Here is a 14,606-nt window from a genome sequence, read left to right as displayed (position 1 = left end):
GTCCGAGCCGGCTGCAGCACCCTCACACGCGAGGGGCTTCGGGCAGGCGTTCACCGGCGCGCACGACGTATTTGGCGGGATACAGTGCGACGAGAACCTCGACTTCGTCCTCCGGTGCCCCGGTGCACGCGCTCCAGATGGAGCTCACCTTTTTGGCCAGCGATAGCACGGCGCCGTCGCTGCGCCCATCCCGTATGTGGCAGAAGATCAGCGTTTCGGAAGTGGGCTCTCCCGAACGGTAGGTGTTCTCGGACGTGACTTCATGGAATACGACGCTGATCAAGTCGAGCGGCGAGAGGATGATCTCCTTGATCGCGCTCGTGAACTCGCTGGCGATCTTGGCCTTGACGTCAGCTTCGATTCCGACCTTGCATTCGCAAACAATAACAGGCATGTTGTGTCTCCGTGAAGATGGGCTATTGGAGCCCTCAGTCTCTCGGAACGCCGCCTTTGGTGATTGCAACGCGGCGCCACCCTTGCTTAGAAGTGCCATGACATGGATTTCTGGCCGATACGGCTTGCGTGTGCGTCAAAGACTTTGCCGGAAGCGCCGCGTCTTGGACGTGCGGTTTGACCCGTTCGTGAACGACGGCTCGGTAGATTCGCTGTGGTTTCACACTCCACCGTTGGCGTTCGATGTCCACTTACGCCTCTGCGTTGTCCCTTGTGTGCAGGTGTGATCGTCACAGAAAAGGAAATTTTTCACTTCGATGTCAGCGCGCGGGCGATGTTACGAAAGGGACTGTTTTCGACGCGAGCTGGTCATCCGAATGGCCACGTGTCTATCGCTGTGACTGACGCACCTTGGCCGACTGCTGCCCGAGGCGGTCGGCGGCAGTCGGACCCACTGCAGCCCTTCGACACCGCCTGAATTCAACGGCAGCTCGCCAGGGGCGGATTCAACCGGTGGATGCAACACAATGAACGTCGCATGAGCGGCGGGAGTGTTGCAAATGAAACAGAGGCGCCGGATCTATTACAGCGAAAGCCAGAAGGCGTTGATGTGGGAACGCTGGCGTAAAGGCGAGTCGCTACAGCACATCGCCCAGCTATTCAACCGCAATCATTCGTCGGTACAGGGAATTCTGGCGCAAACTGGGGGGATCCAGCCTGCACCACGCCGGCGATCCAGGCTGGCGCTCACGCTTGCCGAGCGCGAGGAGATTTCGCGAGGCCTCGTCGCGGGCGATTCGATTCAGTCAATTGCCCGGCGACTGTCGCGATCACCGTCCACGATCTGTCGCGAGATCAAGCGCAATAGCGGGCAGGCTGGCTATCGAGCCAGCCAGGCCGACCAGCTTGCACGGGATCGGTCGTTGCGCCCCAAGGTCTGCAAACTGGTCGAGCATCGGATGCTGGCCAGTATCGTGGCCAACAAGCTCCGGTTGCAGTGGTCGCCCCAGCAGATTGCTGGATGGCTCAAACGCGCCTGGCCGGGCAACGAGGACTACCACGTGTCGCACGAGACCATCTACCGCAGTCTTTTCATTCAGGCACGGGGTGCATTGAAGAAAGAGTTGCTGGAGCATTTGCGGCGCACCCGGGCCATGCGTCGCTCGCGCCATCACACTCAGAAAACGGACGATCACGGCAGGATCCGCGACGCGGTATCAATCAGTGAACGCCCCGCCACTGTGGAAGAACGTGCGGTGCCGGGGCACTGGGAGGGGGATCTCCTGTGTGGTAGCGGCGGTAGCCAGATTGCAACACTTGTAGAGCGTCAGACACGTTATGTCATGCTGGTGAGGATCGCGAGCAAGGACAGCGAGTCGGTTGTCAATGCGCTCATCAAACACGCTGGGAAGCTGCCGCAGGAACTGTATAAATCGCTGACCTGGGATCGGGGAACAGAGATGGCCGACCATAAACGGTTCACCATCGCCACCGATATTGCCGTGTACTTCTGCGATCCGAAACACCCCTGGCAACGCGGCTCGAACGAAAATACCAACGGCCTGTTGAGACAGTACTTCCCGAAAGGCATCGACCTGTCGGTCTACTCACAGGCCAGACTCAATGCCGTGGCACGAAGGCTTAACGAGCGCCCAAGGAAGACGCTGGATTACGAAACACCGGCTGAACGATTCCATCGAACTATTGCATCCACCGGTTGAATCCGCCAGGCCAGTCCGGCCGTTCGAGCACCCATCTATTTCACACTTTTTGAACGACCGCTTTCAGAGAACTCGAACAGGCGCTATCGACCCTTTTCAGCCGTTTGGCTTTCTCCATAGCGGCCATTCGCAGCACGATAGCGGGGACGGTTACCATTGCTGGGACGTGCGTACCCGCTACATTGATCATTTTGCTGATTCGATATATCCCCCAGCGCCCACTGCGTGACAGGTATCGCCAAACCGGTTTTCCGCGGGAGCACGATCAATCTCGTAAGCCTTCCCGAACCGAACCTTCATTCCATGCCGGCGCGATCGACCGACTGAGCGATAGAGTACAGGCGAGCAGGACTGCAACCGCAGTAAATAGAGTCAATAGAACTTGTACGCCCCAGTATTCGGAGATTATCCCAGCGACCGCCGAGCCCAACGGATACAGAGAAAAGGCTATCAATCGGCATGAACTGTTGACCCTTCCCTGAAGCTTTTCTGGCACGGACCTGACACGGTAAGCGAATTGCATAACGGCGTAGAGAGAGTAGAACGCTTCGACTAACCCATACACTAAGCCCAGCCTCGGCATATTTGTCGCAATGAACAACGCACCAAAAGCAATCGCATGGAGCCAGGCAGCCAGCACCACTCCTCGGCCAAAACCATGCACCCGCAACCAACGCGTGCCGCAAATGGATCCGAGAACACTTCCGATGCCACCGCATGCGACCATCGTGCCAATCGACGTATCGCTGACCCCCAAACGTTGTCCCACGGTGATTGCCAAAAGCGGCATTGCGGCGTTGATTAAATTCAAGCCCCCCATCATGCATGCAAGCAAAAGAACTAGGCGGGCACCCAAAAGCCATCCAACTCCCTCCGCAATGTCCTTGGTCAACGAACGGCGTCCGTCTACACGCGGAACATTCAGTTCGGTCTTGAGTATCTTGAGGAAGATGAAGGAACAAAGGTAGCAAACTGCGCCGGCGAAAAGCGCTCCACTAATCCCCAAAATTTGATAGACCAAAGTGGCGGCAGCCGGCCCGAGAATCATCGCGGTACCGAAGCCAGCCTCGTTCGTGCTAGATGCCTGGGACAGCAGTTCGCGAGGCACTACGCTCGACAGGACTGCCGCTTCAGCGATATTGAAGAATACAAACAAGATGCCGTCTACTGTGCAGACGAAGTAAATGTGCCACTGATTGACTACACCATAATGTGCCATTATGCCAAGGACGAAGAAGCAGACGTATCGACCGCTCTGACACGCCATCATGATGTGTTTGCGGTTCCATCGATCGACTAGCGCCCCTAACGGCAGGCTCAAGAATAAGTAAGGCGCGGACCTCAAGACACCCACCACCCCTGCGGCAGCCATCGATCCAGTGAACTTCAGGATTAGCAGCGGAAAGACCACGTTCATACCAGCACCAACTAAAGTGGACGCCGATTGCGCTGAAAGCAAAAACACGTAATCGCGAATGCTCCAAAGCTTCATTGAGGATATCCTTGCCGACGACTGGATTGAATGTAGGGAAGTATCAGATCCTAATGTACTGGTGAATGTCGCCTTCTGCCCGAAGATCGTCTTCAGCTTACTGGTCGAGGGCCGGGTTGATCTCGTTATGGGTAAGACGGAATTCCGCCATGCGGGTGCGATGCGTTGATGAGCCGAGATACAAACGAAGTTGCACATTAATCGCATCGCGCAGGCCGGTGTTATTCTGGGAAAGGGAGAATGCTCCAAATGGCAGTTGGTGGGCGCCATTCACTTCCAGCCTGTGCTCAACTGCCTCTAGCAGCGATCCGCCGATTCGGTCAGCGAGGATGCGATTCCCTAGGGCTGTGCTTGCATACCGTTCTCGCCGGGCCGCATGGATGCGTCGGCGGAACAGACGGACATTGAATCGATCAACATGCTCGAACCGGCCGCCGACGGCTTCCGCAACTTCCTCAAGGGCGAGTTCCCCGTGTCCGCCGAGGCGCTGCTCGTCGACAAGGCTCAGTTGCTCATGCTGAGCGCGCCGGAGATGACTGCGTTGATTGGCGGCTTGCGCGTGCTCAACGTCCACACGGGCCGGGACGCGCACGGTGTCTTCACCGAGCGTCCCGAAACGCTCACCGACGACTTCTTCCGCAACCTCCTCGACATGAGCACCGAATGGCAGCCGGTCTCGGCGGCGAAGGACGTGTTCGAGGGCCGCGACCGCAACACCGGCAAGCTCAAGTGGACCGGCACGCGCGTCGACCTGATCTTCGGTGCGCACTCGGTGTTGCGCGCGCTGAGCGAGGTCTATGCGAGCGCGGACGGCGAGCAGAAGTTGGTGCGCGACTTCGTGGCCGCGTGGGTCAAGGTGATGAACCTCGACCGTTTCGAGCTCGCGTGAAGGAGGCTTGGGTCACGCGACGAATGACGTATGTCGTCAACGCGTGACTCGAGGGATTGGGCGAGGTAACCGGAGGGTTCTCTCGGGCATTCGAGGCCGACGCGCGAGAGATGCCGATCAGAATGAGGATGACTGCGGGTCCTTTGCGGCTGCGTTGGAGCCGTGAGCGCCCGGCAGCGAGCCGAACATGTGCTGGCCGCATTTCGCCTCGCGCCATGCGGCACCCAACTTCGAACCGGAGAGCACCCTGCGCGCGAGCGGCAGTATCTGCTCGCCGGCCAGCATGCCCAGCAGGCCCATCAGCGCAATGGTGGGCGGCGCCGGCGATTGCACGCCGATCGCACCGTAGACGACCCCGGCAAGGATGCCGGCCAACAGGGAAAGGATATACGGTTTCATAGTGCGAGCCTCATTGACGACCTGTCCCATGACAGGATCTACCGAGCGAATTCGTGGAAAGCCTAGCGGTTACTCTGCATTAAGAAAATCCCGATTAAGGCTTTTTAAGATTAATTATTCGGCCATAAAATTTAATCCCTTTTTTAGTTGTTGCTGCTCTGTCTTTGCGTGTCAAATAACCGCAGCTGGATGTCGAATCGCCCAGCGCCAATGCACGTCGGACGCCCGCCGGCCAGGCCGGCATGGCGACTTCCTCCTCTGTCCGGTTCAAAGGAAATACCCGTCATGAACAATTCGAAGCTCGAAGTACTCACTCCGCAGAACAGCCAACTGATCATCATCGATCACCAACCGCAAATGGCGTTCGGCGTTCAGTCGATCGACCGTCAGGTGCTGAAGAACAACGTCGTCGGTCTGGCCAAGGCGGCCAAGGTGTTCGACATTCCGACCACGATCACCACGGTCGAATCGCAGAGCTTCTCGGGTTACACGTATCCGGAACTGCTCGACGTGTTCCCCGAGCACAAGGTGCTCGAACGCACGTCGATGAATTCGTGGGACGACCAGAAGGTGCGCGACGCGCTCGCGGCGAATCGCCGCAAGAAGGTGGTCGTGGCGGGTCTGTGGACCGAGGTCTGCAACACGACGTTCGCGCTGTGCGCCATGCTCGAAGGCGACTACGAGATCTACATGGTGGCCGACGCATCGGGCGGCACGTCGAAAGACGCGCATGACTTCGCGATGCAGCGTATGGTCCAGGCGGGCGCCGTGCCCGTCACGTGGCAGCAGGTCCTGCTCGAATGGCAGCGCGACTGGGCTCACCGCACGACCTACGACGCCGTGATGGCGATCGCGAAGGAACACTCGGGCGCGTACGGCATGGGCGTCGACTACGCATACACGATGGTCCACAAGGCAGCGCAGCGCACCGCTACGCAGCACGAGGTGCTGCCGGCCGTACCGGCACGTTAATCGCCTCGTCGTCGCGATCGCCGGAACCGGGGCGATGCGTTCCGCGTAAAGGCGGCGGTAGCGCATGCGATCTGCCGATCGCTGCGCTGCAGTGCATCCCCCGCGAGGTACTCGGGTTGAACCGCGAGGTCTCGCATCAGCATTCCACACTCACAGAGAGACTGATCGTATGGAATCTTATCTGCTGTCCCTCGCTGCAGGGATGCTGATAGGCGTGATCTACAGCGTGATCAAGGTCCGCTCGCCCGCGCCTCCGCTCGTTGCCCTCATCGGCCTGCTTGGCATGTTGATCGGCGCGCAGGCCGTTCCATCCCTGAGGCAATTGTTGGGCTTTTAACCGAACTGACAGAAACGAGGAAACGCAAATGGGCGCAACCGCTACCCATCCCGATCTGATTTTGCATAACGGACGGTTCACGACGCTGGATCGTTCGAACCCGGTCGCTAGTGCCGTGGCGATTGCCGACGGCCGCTTCGTCGCGGTCGGCAGCGATGCGGACGTCATGCCGCTTGCGGGCCGTGCGACTAAAGTTATCGATCTCGGTGGCCGGCCCGTGCTGCCTGGCCTCATCGACAATCACCTGCATTTGATTCGCGGCGGTCTGAACTACAACATGGAGCTGCGCTGGGACGGTGTACGCTCGCTCACCGTTGCCATGGAGATGCTCAAGCAGCAGGTCGCGATCACGCCCGCGCCGCAATGGGTGCGCGTGGTCGGCGGCTTCACCGAGCACCAATTCGAAGAGAAGCGGCTGCCGACGCTCGATGAGCTGAACGCCGTCGCGCCGGATACGCCCGTGTTCATCCTGCATCTGTACGACCGGGCGCTGCTCAACGCCGCCGCATTGCGCGTCGTGGGCTATACGAAGGACACGCCGGAGCCGCCGGGCGGCACGATCATGCGCGACAGCGCAGGCAACCCCACCGGGTTGCTGCTCGCGAACCCCAATGCGTCGATCCTCTACGCGACACTCGCGAAAGGCCCGAAGCTGCCGATAGAGTATCAATACAATTCGACGCGCCATTTCATGCGCGAACTCAACCGCCTTGGCGTGACCGGCGCGATCGATGCCGGCGGCGGCTCGCAGAACTACCCGGACGATTACGAAGTCATCCGCAAGCTCCACGATGCCGGCGAAATGACGGTGCGCATCGCGTACAACCTCTTCACGCAAAAGCCGCAGGCCGAAAAGGAAGACTTCGTGAACTGGACCGGATCGGTCAAGTATCACGATGGTTCGGACTACTTCCGCCACAACGGTGCGGGTGAAATGCTGGTGTTTTCGGCGGCCGACTTCGAGGACTTCCGCGTGGCGCGCCCCGAACTGCCGCCCGGAATGGAAGGCGAGCTCGAAGGCGTCGTGCGGGTACTCGCGCAGAACCGCTGGCCGTGGCGCCTGCATGCGACCTACGACGAAACCATCAGCCGCGCGCTCGATGTGTTCGAAAAGGTCAACAAGGATATTCCGCTCGACGGTATCAACTGGTTCTTCGACCACGCGGAAACCGTTTCGGAGCGCTCGATGGATCGCATCGCAGCGCTCGGTGGCGGCATCGCGGTTCAGCATCGCATGGCCTACCAGGGCGAGTATTTCGTCGAGCGCTATGGCGCCCAGGCGGCGCAAGCCACGCCGCCCGTCGCGAGAATGCTCGAGAAGGGCATCAAGGTCTCGGCTGGCACCGATGCGACCCGCGTCGCGTCGTACAACCCGTGGGTGTCGCTCGCATGGCTCGTGAGCGGCAAGACGGTTGGCGGTCTGCGGATGTATCCGCAACGTAACCTGCTCGATCGCGATACGGCGCTGCGCATGTGGACGGAGTACGTCGCCTGGTTCTCGAACGAAGAGGGCAAGAAGGGGCGCATCGTGCCGGGGCAGCTCGCCGACCTGATGGTTCCGGACCGTGACTTCTTCTCGTGCGCGGAGGACGACATTGCCGGCACCACCGCATTGCTCACGGTGGTCGGCGGAAAGATCGTCTGGGGCGCGGGCCCGTTCTCGCAACACGATCAGCCCATCCCGCCTGCAATGCCGGACTGGTCGCCGGTGCGCCAATACGGCGGCTATGGCGGCTGGGGCGCGACGCAGCGCGACGGCGCGCCGCTCGGGCGTGCCGCTGCCGCGGCGCCGTGTGCCTGCGCGAGCGCCTGCGGCGTGCATGGCCATGCGCACGCGAGCGCGTGGGCCAGTGCGTTGCCGACTTCGGATGCAAGGGGTTTCTGGGGCGCATTCGGCTGCTCTTGCTGGGCGATCTGACATGACGACATGGAACGGCAGCACCAACCCCGCATGGGTTGATGCGCTGCTATCGCAGCCGTGGGTGGGACCGCTCGTGCGCCTTGCGCTCGTGTCCGCCTACCTCATCGGCGGTGTCACCAAAGCACTGAACTTCGAGGGCGCGGTTGCGGAGCAGGCGCATTTCGGCCTGCACCCGGCCGCTCTCTGGGCAGCGCTCGCGGTGGCGGTCGAGATCGTCGGCTCACTGTGCGTGGTATTGCGCCGCTTCACATGGATCGGCGCTGGCGGCCTCGGCATGCTGACCGTCGTCGCGATGCTGGTTGCCAACGACTTTTGGAACCATGCCGGTGCCGAGCGCTTCATGGCGCTCAACAGTTTTTTCGAGCATCTTGGACTGATCGCGGGCCTGGTGCTCGCGACCCTGCTCGGCGATATGCAGCGTCCGGTCGGCGAGAACCGCGCCTGACCGATTGATCAGTACGATGAAATATCAAGGAAATTCCGCTATGAAAGCAATTCGCACTGCCTTAGTTTCACTTGTGATCGCGGGCGGTCTCGCCACCGCGCCCGTTTCTTTCGCGAAGCCGCCCGTAATGCCGATCGAATCGCCGTCGGTCGCAGTCGGTCCACAGTACGACACGACGCACGTATACGTAGCGCCAGAGAACTTCGATCGCTTCACCGACAGTTTCGTGGCGACGTTCGGCGGCAGCAAGTCGAAACAAGGGGTGTTCCAGGTCACGCCGACACCGAGCCAGACGATGTCGCAGCTCGTGTTTACCCCGGCAGGCACGATATCCGTATTCGGCTTCAAGACGCCCATGCCGTATCCGTTCGGCGCGGAGCGCACGGGCTACCTCGTGACGGATATGGACGCGGCGGTGAAGTCGGCGCGTGCACTCGGTGCGGATGTGATCGTCGATACGTTCCCCGACCCGATCGGCCGCGACGCAATCATCACGTGGCCGGGCGGCACCAACATGCAGCTCTACTGGCACACCGAGGCGCCGCATTACGACAAGTTGCAGACCATTCCCGAAAATCGGGTCTACGTGTCGCCGCAAAGCGTGCACAAGCTGGTTCACGATTTCGTTAAATTCTCACACGGCAAGGTGGTGTCCGATGACCTGAAGGCGCCGGGAGTCGAGATCGGCAGACCCGACGACACCTATCGCCGCATTCGGATCGAATCGCCGTTCGGCAAGATGACCGTGCTCGTGACGGACGGCCACTTGCCTTACCCGTACGGGCGCGAAGTGACCGGCTACGAAGTATCGAATCTGGCCGATACGCTTCAAAAGGCGAAGACCGCTGGCGTCAATGTGCTGGTGCCGCCGTTCACGTCGGCTGGCCGTGATGCCGCGATCGTGCAGTTCCCCGGGGGCTATATCGCCGAAATTCACGCGGTCGCGGCGCAATGAAGTCTGAGGACTCGATCCTTGCCGCGATCGCCGGCTTTGTCGATACGCTGAGCTTCGTTGCATTGTTCGGTTTGTTCACCGCACACGTGACGGGCAACTTCGTATTGATAGGCGCCGGCATCGCCGGCTCCGGGCAGGGCGTTCTGCTCAAGCTGATCGTGTTCCCCGCGTTTATCGGCGGGGTCGTTCTCAGCAGCCTGCTCGTGCGTTGGCTCCCGCAGGGACAGGCACGTCAGGGCGCACGCTTGCTTTATGCGGTGCAGGCCGTGCTGATAGTCGGCTTTTGCCTCGCCGGCGTATGGGCGACGCCGATCAGCCAGCCAGATAGCCTGCCTGTCATCCTGGCGGGCGTCGTGGGGGCGTTCGCGATGGGTGTGCAGAATGCGCATCCGCGCCTAGTCCAACGCCCTGGTGTGCCCAACACCGTAATGACGGGCAATGTCACGCAAGCCGTTCTGGATGTGATCGACATGCTGTCGCCGGACACGGCCGACAGCGTGCGTGCAGCGGCGTGCTTGCGCTTCCGGTTGATGATGCCTGCGATTGTCGCGTTTGCCGGTGGTGCGGTGGCCGGCGCACTGGGAGTGGTCTACATGGGCTTCTGGGCGCTGCTTGCGCCGGCGTGTGCTCTCGCCGGGCTGGCGGTGACTACGGGAGAGCATGAGCGCGCGATTGCAGCGGGGCGCTCATGAATCCAGGCGGCGAAGAACATCATCCTGCTCAGGCTGGGCGCGTGCGCGGGACGAGCAAACACAAACACGAGCCGACAAAGGCAAGGAAATCCATGGTATCGAGCAAGATGCGCGGGCGTCGATTCGAGAAGGCAGCGCGCTGGACGGCCATCGCCGGGCTGCTGCTGGCGGGCGCCGACGCGGCGTTCGCAGACACAGCTGCGCAACCGGTTGCAGGTGCGAGCCTCGCGGCTGACGCAGCCGGCGCGAACACAGGCACCGCATTGAATGCCGCCACAATGACCGATGCATGCAACGTCAAACGTCCTGCCGTGATGTTCAACCGCTGGCAGGAAGACTGGTCGGTGCTTGCGAACCCATGCGTTCCGCGCAAGCCGCTCGACAGCCTCAAGTACATTCCGCTCGGCGGCGACCCCGCGTCATATCTGTCGCTTGGTGCGAACCTGCGTGAGCGTATCGAAACCAATGACGCCCCGCTGTTCGGTGTCGGCTCTGCGCAGTCGGATACCTATCTGCTTCAGCGCATCGAAGTGCATGCCGATGCACATCTCGCCGAGCACTGGCAGTTCTTCGTCCAACTTGAGGATGCGCGAGCGTTTGGCAAAAACGTGGTCACGCCGGTGGACAAGAATCCGCTCGATCTCGAGCAGGCATTCGTGGCCTACACCGGAGCGCTCGGCGGCGGTACGTTCAAGTTTCGCGTTGGCCGCCAGGAAATGGCATTCGACTTGCAGCGTTTCATTGCCGTACGTGATGGCCCGAACGTACGACAGGCCTTCGATGCCATCTGGGCAGACTACGAATACCAGAAGTGGCGCTTTATCGCCTACGCAACGCAGCCCGTGCAGTACCGCAACGCGACCGTGTTCGACGAGGTGTCGAACCGCAATCTCACTTTCAGCGGCGTGCGTTTCGAGCGGCAATCCGTCGGGCCGGGTGACATGTCCGGGTACTGGTCCCGCTATAACAACACCAACGCGCGATACCTCGACGCTCAGGGTTCTGAGCACCGCGACGTCTGGGACCTGCACTATTTCGGCACGCGCGGCGGCGTCGATTGGGATGCGGAGGCGATGCTGCAGACGGGAACGGTCGGTAATAGTACGGTTCTCGCGTGGGCGGTTGGCTCGCTCGCAGGTTACAAATTCGACATGCCGTGGACGCCGCGCGTCGCACTGCAGATCGATGCGGCGTCCGGCGACCGGCACCCGCATGATGGTCGGCTCGAGACCTTCAATCCGCTATTTCCGAACGGCTATTACTTCACGCTGGCAGGCTATACGGGCTACGCGAACCTGATCCATATCAAACCGTCGATTACGCTCAGGCCTTCGGCCAGTCTCACGCTGCTTGGCGCGCTGGGCTTCCAGTGGCGCGAGACGACTGGCGACGCCGTGTACCAGCAGCCGAATCAGCCTGTGCCGGGCACGGCGGGCAAAGGCAGCCTGTGGACAGGTATGTACGTGCAATTGCGCGCGGACTGGACGATTGCGGCCAACCTGGTAGGTTCGGTCGAAGCCGTGCACTTCCAGGTGGGAAACTCGATTCGTAAGGCGGGCGGCCGCAATGCCGACTACGCGGGCGTCGAACTCAAGTACGGGTGGTAGGACTTGCCGGCTATCGTGCCGATCCCGGCGGCGTCAGGAGCGTTGCGGGGATCGCGCCCTGTGTCTACGTCGTTCAGGCTTTGACTACGGCTGGCCCGATCGACGAACGGGTTCGTTGTTCAGACGCTTAAGGGCAACAGCTCGCCGAGAAAGCTAACATCGCCTTCGAGAGGTTTTTGAACTGCCCTCCTGGCGGCGTGCTCATCCGACGCGCACTGGAATTTCTCCGCGACGTACGTCCGGGTGCATTCGAACAGGCTATACATCGCCTCCGGCCCGTCGATACAGACGTTGACAAGCGACTTCGAGACAAGCTCATCGATGTTTTCAATCAAGCTGCCTGTCGTCACTGCCATGTCGTTGTCGACTCCACGCAGCGAATCGAAGCTAAACGGTCCGACGAACCGGGAAAGTTGAACGAGCAGGGACTGGGCCGAGTCGCTCAACAGGTCGAAGCTGACATCGAGGGCTGCCCGTAGACAGCGATGCCGCGCCGTCGCAGTGCGGTATCCCCCGGATAGGAACGACAGTCCATCGCTCAGAAGGCGTTGCACGCCTTCGACGCCCAACAATTCCGCCCTGCCGGCGGCCAACTCGATTGCGAGTGGAATACCATCCAGGCGCTGACAAATCTTTGCGATGCTCGCTATCTCGCCGATGCGAGGGACAAACCTCGGATGCATCTGCTGCGCATGGTGGACAAACAGCTGGACAGCCGGGCTGTCCAACATCTCGTCGCAACGGTCCGTAAGTTTGGGAACGCCAAGCGGGTTCACCCGGAAAACCGTCTCGTTGCGAATCTTCAGGGGCTCCCGGCTCGTCACCAGGAACTGGATATTCAGGCTTGCCGCCAACAATGCTTCCACGATTTGTGCAACCACTGAGATGACGTGCTCCGCACCATCGAGTATCAACAACCACGGCGCATTCGACAGCGCTGCGCCCAGACGCTCGGAAGAGACGACGTCCTCCGGCATGTCGACACCGCAACCGTACGCGATGGCACTCAGCACCTGGTCGATCGTGGCTGCGGATGAAAGATCGACAAAGGCCACCGTCGCCGGGCATGACGGCGCTATCCGATAGGCGAGTTCAAGTGCAAGACTCGATTTTCCGACACCACCTGTGCCCGTCAGCGTAAGCACCTGGGAGTCGACCAATGCCTCGGCTGCCTTGGCCACGACCACGTCTCTCCCGACGAGATTCCCGACGCGGCGCGGGAGCGGCCGCGGACTGGCGGCAGTACGGAGTTTCGGCTGTACGTCCCGAGACGGGGCCAACCGGTAGCCACGGCGCGCGACCGTGACGATGAGGTCCCGGTCATCACCCAGCGCCTTGCGCAGCGCAGAGATGTTGACGTCGATATTGCAGTCTTCGACGACGGTGCCGGGCCAGACCGTCTGCATCAGCTCGGACCTCGACACCACTCGACCGTTTGCCGAGGCGAGCGTCGCCAGCAGGTCGAAGGCGCGAGAGCCCAGTCGCACATCCTCGCCATCGCGCCGCAAGCGTCGCGCGTCCATATCGAGTTCGATCCGGCCGATTTTCATAAGGTCGCCTCCAGCAAGGGAAATAGGCACGCGTGTCTTCGCCAGCGGTGAGTGGTGAAGTTATGTCGGCTACCGACGGAGTGCGCGCTTTATAACGCTGCTGGCGTGTCTGAACGCAGCGTCTGTCGGGCAGGTGTCAGCCAACCCATCGAAAACCATGAAGTCATGAATCGTGCCGATATAACGAGCGGCGTTCACTCTGACGCCTGCGCGCATGAGCTTGCGGGCATATTCTTCGGCGTCGTCTCGCGTAATGTCGTTCTCTGCCGTGATGACGAGTGCGGCGGGCAGGTCTTCGAGTTCGTCGGGTTTCGACTTTATCGGCATCGCCGCCGCGAGTGACCGCGATCTCTCAGGAAACTGTGACTCGATGAAACGCTCCAGCGCCCTGGCCGTCATACCGGGCCCCGTCGCGAACTGACGATATGACTGCGTGGTGGCGTCTGCCGACAGGATGGGGCAAAACAGCACTTGCAGGCGCAGACTCGGGCCATGCCGGTCTCTCGCCCATCGCGCCACGACTGCAGCGATGTTTCCGCCTGCACCATCGCCGGCCACCGCGATCGCGCGACCATCGAGCTGCAGCACTTCGGCATGTGCAACGACGTATTGCAGCGCGGCGTATGCCTCTTCGTTCTGTGTCGGGAACAGGACCTGAGGCGCTGGTGAACAACGGACGAAGACAACCGCCACCTCTGCTTCAGCCGAAAGGCGTGAGACGAGCCTGCGGTGGGTTGCGAAGCTCGCCATGCGCCAGGCGCCGCCCGGATAGTAGAGCACGACGGGCAGTAAGCCCGGCGCGCCGGCCGGTCGCACGATGTGCACGTCAATGGTGCCCGTCGGTCCGGTCTTGAAGGTCAGCGCTTCGATGGTGACGGCATACTCGTCTGCGCAACTGTCGTCACTGTCGGCGCGGCCGGGAAACGATGGCTGTTCGGCGAGCAGCGAATCCGGATGCATGCCGGCTTCGGCCACCAGATCGAGAAACTGCTGCGTCTCGGGGTCCAGCACCGGGTGGGATGACCATGGCGTCGCGAGACGCGGTGACGCGGAATCGACGGTACTTGCAGGCGGAACGTGGTCCATGAAAGCCGACATATCAGAGTTGAGCGGTTGGGGGACTCCCAGTCGCGCCTCACACAGTGTCGACTGCACCTGTTGAGCCTGAAACGATGTCGAGTCCCGGTAGCCGCTATTCTCCAGCCGGTGGGTCCGGACCGTTCAGTTAAAGTT

General features: G+C 61.0%; 14 protein-coding genes and 1 pseudogene. 9 read left to right on the top strand and 6 right to left on the bottom strand.

Annotated elements, in window-relative coordinates; genetic code table 11:
- Positions 1 to 22: 22 nt before the first annotated feature.
- Positions 23 to 394: a tautomerase family protein gene (locus P3T16_RS30080; RefSeq protein WP_429345014.1), complete on the bottom strand. Its 372-nt coding sequence runs from the start codon at positions 392 to 394 to the stop codon at positions 23 to 25.
- Positions 395 to 953: 559 nt separating this feature from the next.
- Here P3T16_RS30080 and P3T16_RS30075 point away from each other — a divergent pair.
- Positions 954 to 2,114: an IS30 family transposase gene (locus P3T16_RS30075; protein ID WP_429345013.1), complete on the top strand. Its 1,161-nt coding sequence runs from the start codon at positions 954 to 956 to the stop codon at positions 2,112 to 2,114.
- 265 nt (positions 2,115 to 2,379) lie between these two features.
- Here P3T16_RS30075 and P3T16_RS30070 read toward each other — a convergent pair whose 3' ends face one another.
- Together P3T16_RS30070 and P3T16_RS30065 are read right to left on the bottom strand one after the other, a co-directional pair.
- Positions 2,380 to 3,606, bottom strand: coding sequence for an MFS transporter (locus P3T16_RS30070; RefSeq protein ID WP_429345012.1), 1,227 nt, complete (start codon positions 3,604 to 3,606; stop codon positions 2,380 to 2,382).
- Positions 3,607 to 3,703: 97 nt separating this feature from the next.
- A complete protein-coding gene (locus P3T16_RS30065; RefSeq protein WP_429345011.1) occupies positions 3,704 to 3,880 on the bottom strand; it encodes a hypothetical protein in 177 nt (58 codons plus the stop codon).
- A gap of 81 nt (positions 3,881 to 3,961) precedes the next feature.
- Between P3T16_RS30065 and P3T16_RS30060 the strand changes: the two are divergent.
- Positions 3,962 to 4,495 (top strand): annotated as a pseudogene (locus P3T16_RS30060) (peroxidase family protein); the annotation flags it as partial.
- A gap of 117 nt (positions 4,496 to 4,612) precedes the next feature.
- On the opposite strand, the gene P3T16_RS30055 reads toward P3T16_RS30060, so the two are convergent.
- A complete protein-coding gene (locus P3T16_RS30055) occupies positions 4,613 to 4,894 on the bottom strand; it encodes a XapX domain-containing protein (RefSeq protein WP_429259591.1) in 282 nt (93 codons plus the stop codon).
- Between the two features lie 285 nt (positions 4,895 to 5,179).
- Between P3T16_RS30055 and P3T16_RS30050 the strand changes: the two genes are divergently transcribed.
- The 7 genes from P3T16_RS30050 to P3T16_RS30020 all read left to right on the top strand — a co-directional run bounded on the left by P3T16_RS30050 (position 5,180) and on the right by P3T16_RS30020 (position 11,823).
- Positions 5,180 to 5,866: a hydrolase gene (locus P3T16_RS30050; RefSeq protein WP_429259592.1), complete on the top strand. Its 687-nt coding sequence runs from the start codon at positions 5,180 to 5,182 to the stop codon at positions 5,864 to 5,866.
- 169 nt (positions 5,867 to 6,035) lie between these two features.
- A complete protein-coding gene (locus P3T16_RS30045) occupies positions 6,036 to 6,203 on the top strand; it encodes a DUF1427 family protein (RefSeq protein ID WP_013092658.1) in 168 nt (55 codons plus the stop codon).
- Positions 6,204 to 6,231: 28 nt separating this feature from the next.
- Positions 6,232 to 8,121: an amidohydrolase gene (locus P3T16_RS30040; RefSeq protein WP_429259593.1), complete on the top strand. Its 1,890-nt coding sequence runs from the start codon at positions 6,232 to 6,234 to the stop codon at positions 8,119 to 8,121.
- A gap of 1 nt (position 8,122) precedes the next feature.
- Entirely contained in the window at positions 8,123 to 8,569 is a 447-nt protein-coding gene (locus tag P3T16_RS30035; protein ID WP_429259594.1) for a DoxX family protein, read from the top strand.
- A gap of 40 nt (positions 8,570 to 8,609) precedes the next feature.
- Positions 8,610 to 9,524 carry a glyoxalase gene (locus tag P3T16_RS30030; RefSeq protein ID WP_429345010.1) on the top strand — a complete coding sequence of 305 codons (915 nt, stop codon included), beginning with the start codon at positions 8,610 to 8,612 and terminating at the stop codon, positions 9,522 to 9,524.
- Entirely contained in the window at positions 9,521 to 10,216 is a 696-nt protein-coding gene (locus P3T16_RS30025) for a YoaK family protein (protein ID WP_429259596.1), read from the top strand. The genes P3T16_RS30030 and P3T16_RS30025 overlap by 4 nt, the downstream gene beginning before the upstream one ends.
- A gap of 92 nt (positions 10,217 to 10,308) precedes the next feature.
- On the top strand, positions 10,309 to 11,823 hold the full coding sequence (locus P3T16_RS30020) for an alginate export family protein (RefSeq protein ID WP_429259597.1): 1,515 nt from the start codon (positions 10,309 to 10,311) through the stop codon (positions 11,821 to 11,823).
- A gap of 119 nt (positions 11,824 to 11,942) precedes the next feature.
- Here the strand turns inward: P3T16_RS30020 and P3T16_RS30015 are convergent, their stop codons facing one another.
- Positions 11,943 to 13,373 (bottom strand): ATP-binding protein, encoded by a 1,431-nt coding sequence (locus tag P3T16_RS30015; RefSeq protein ID WP_429259598.1) that lies wholly within the window; start codon positions 13,371 to 13,373, stop codon positions 11,943 to 11,945.
- A 69-nt stretch (positions 13,374 to 13,442) separates the two neighbouring features.
- The gene (locus P3T16_RS30010; protein ID WP_429345009.1) at positions 13,443 to 14,459 is read right to left on the bottom strand and encodes an alpha/beta hydrolase; all 1,017 of its coding nucleotides are present in this window, start codon (positions 14,457 to 14,459) and stop codon (positions 13,443 to 13,445) included.
- Positions 14,460 to 14,606 lie beyond the last annotated feature (147 nt).

The organism is Paraburkholderia sp. GAS42, assembly GCF_050436565.1.
GTDB lineage: Bacteria > Pseudomonadota > Gammaproteobacteria > Burkholderiales > Burkholderiaceae > Paraburkholderia.
Note: the sequence above shows the minus strand (reverse complement) of the source record. Positions and strands in the feature narration are given on the sequence as shown.

Bases quoted from the DNA above. Each gene is read 5' to 3' on its own strand.
- P3T16_RS30080 (WP_429345014.1), bottom strand. From the start codon at position 394: ATGCCTGTTATTGTTTGCGAATGCAAGGTCGGAATCGAAGCTGACGTC.
- P3T16_RS30075 (WP_429345013.1), top strand. From the start codon at position 954: ATGAAACAGAGGCGCCGGATCTATTACAGCGAAAGCCAGAAGGCGTTG.
- P3T16_RS30070 (WP_429345012.1), bottom strand. From the start codon at position 3,606: ATGAAGCTTTGGAGCATTCGCGATTACGTGTTTTTGCTTTCAGCGCAA.
- P3T16_RS30055 (WP_429259591.1), bottom strand. From the start codon at position 4,894: ATGAAACCGTATATCCTTTCCCTGTTGGCCGGCATCCTTGCCGGGGTC.
- P3T16_RS30050 (WP_429259592.1), top strand. From the start codon at position 5,180: ATGAACAATTCGAAGCTCGAAGTACTCACTCCGCAGAACAGCCAACTG.
- P3T16_RS30045 (WP_013092658.1), top strand. From the start codon at position 6,036: ATGGAATCTTATCTGCTGTCCCTCGCTGCAGGGATGCTGATAGGCGTG.
- P3T16_RS30040 (WP_429259593.1), top strand. From the start codon at position 6,232: ATGGGCGCAACCGCTACCCATCCCGATCTGATTTTGCATAACGGACGG.
- P3T16_RS30035 (WP_429259594.1), top strand. From the start codon at position 8,123: ATGACGACATGGAACGGCAGCACCAACCCCGCATGGGTTGATGCGCTG.
- P3T16_RS30030 (WP_429345010.1), top strand. From the start codon at position 8,610: ATGAAAGCAATTCGCACTGCCTTAGTTTCACTTGTGATCGCGGGCGGT.
- P3T16_RS30025 (WP_429259596.1), top strand. From the start codon at position 9,521: ATGAAGTCTGAGGACTCGATCCTTGCCGCGATCGCCGGCTTTGTCGAT.
- P3T16_RS30020 (WP_429259597.1), top strand. From the start codon at position 10,309: ATGGTATCGAGCAAGATGCGCGGGCGTCGATTCGAGAAGGCAGCGCGC.
- P3T16_RS30015 (WP_429259598.1), bottom strand. From the start codon at position 13,373: ATGAAAATCGGCCGGATCGAACTCGATATGGACGCGCGACGCTTGCGG.
- P3T16_RS30010 (WP_429345009.1), bottom strand. From the start codon at position 14,459: ATGGACCACGTTCCGCCTGCAAGTACCGTCGATTCCGCGTCACCGCGT.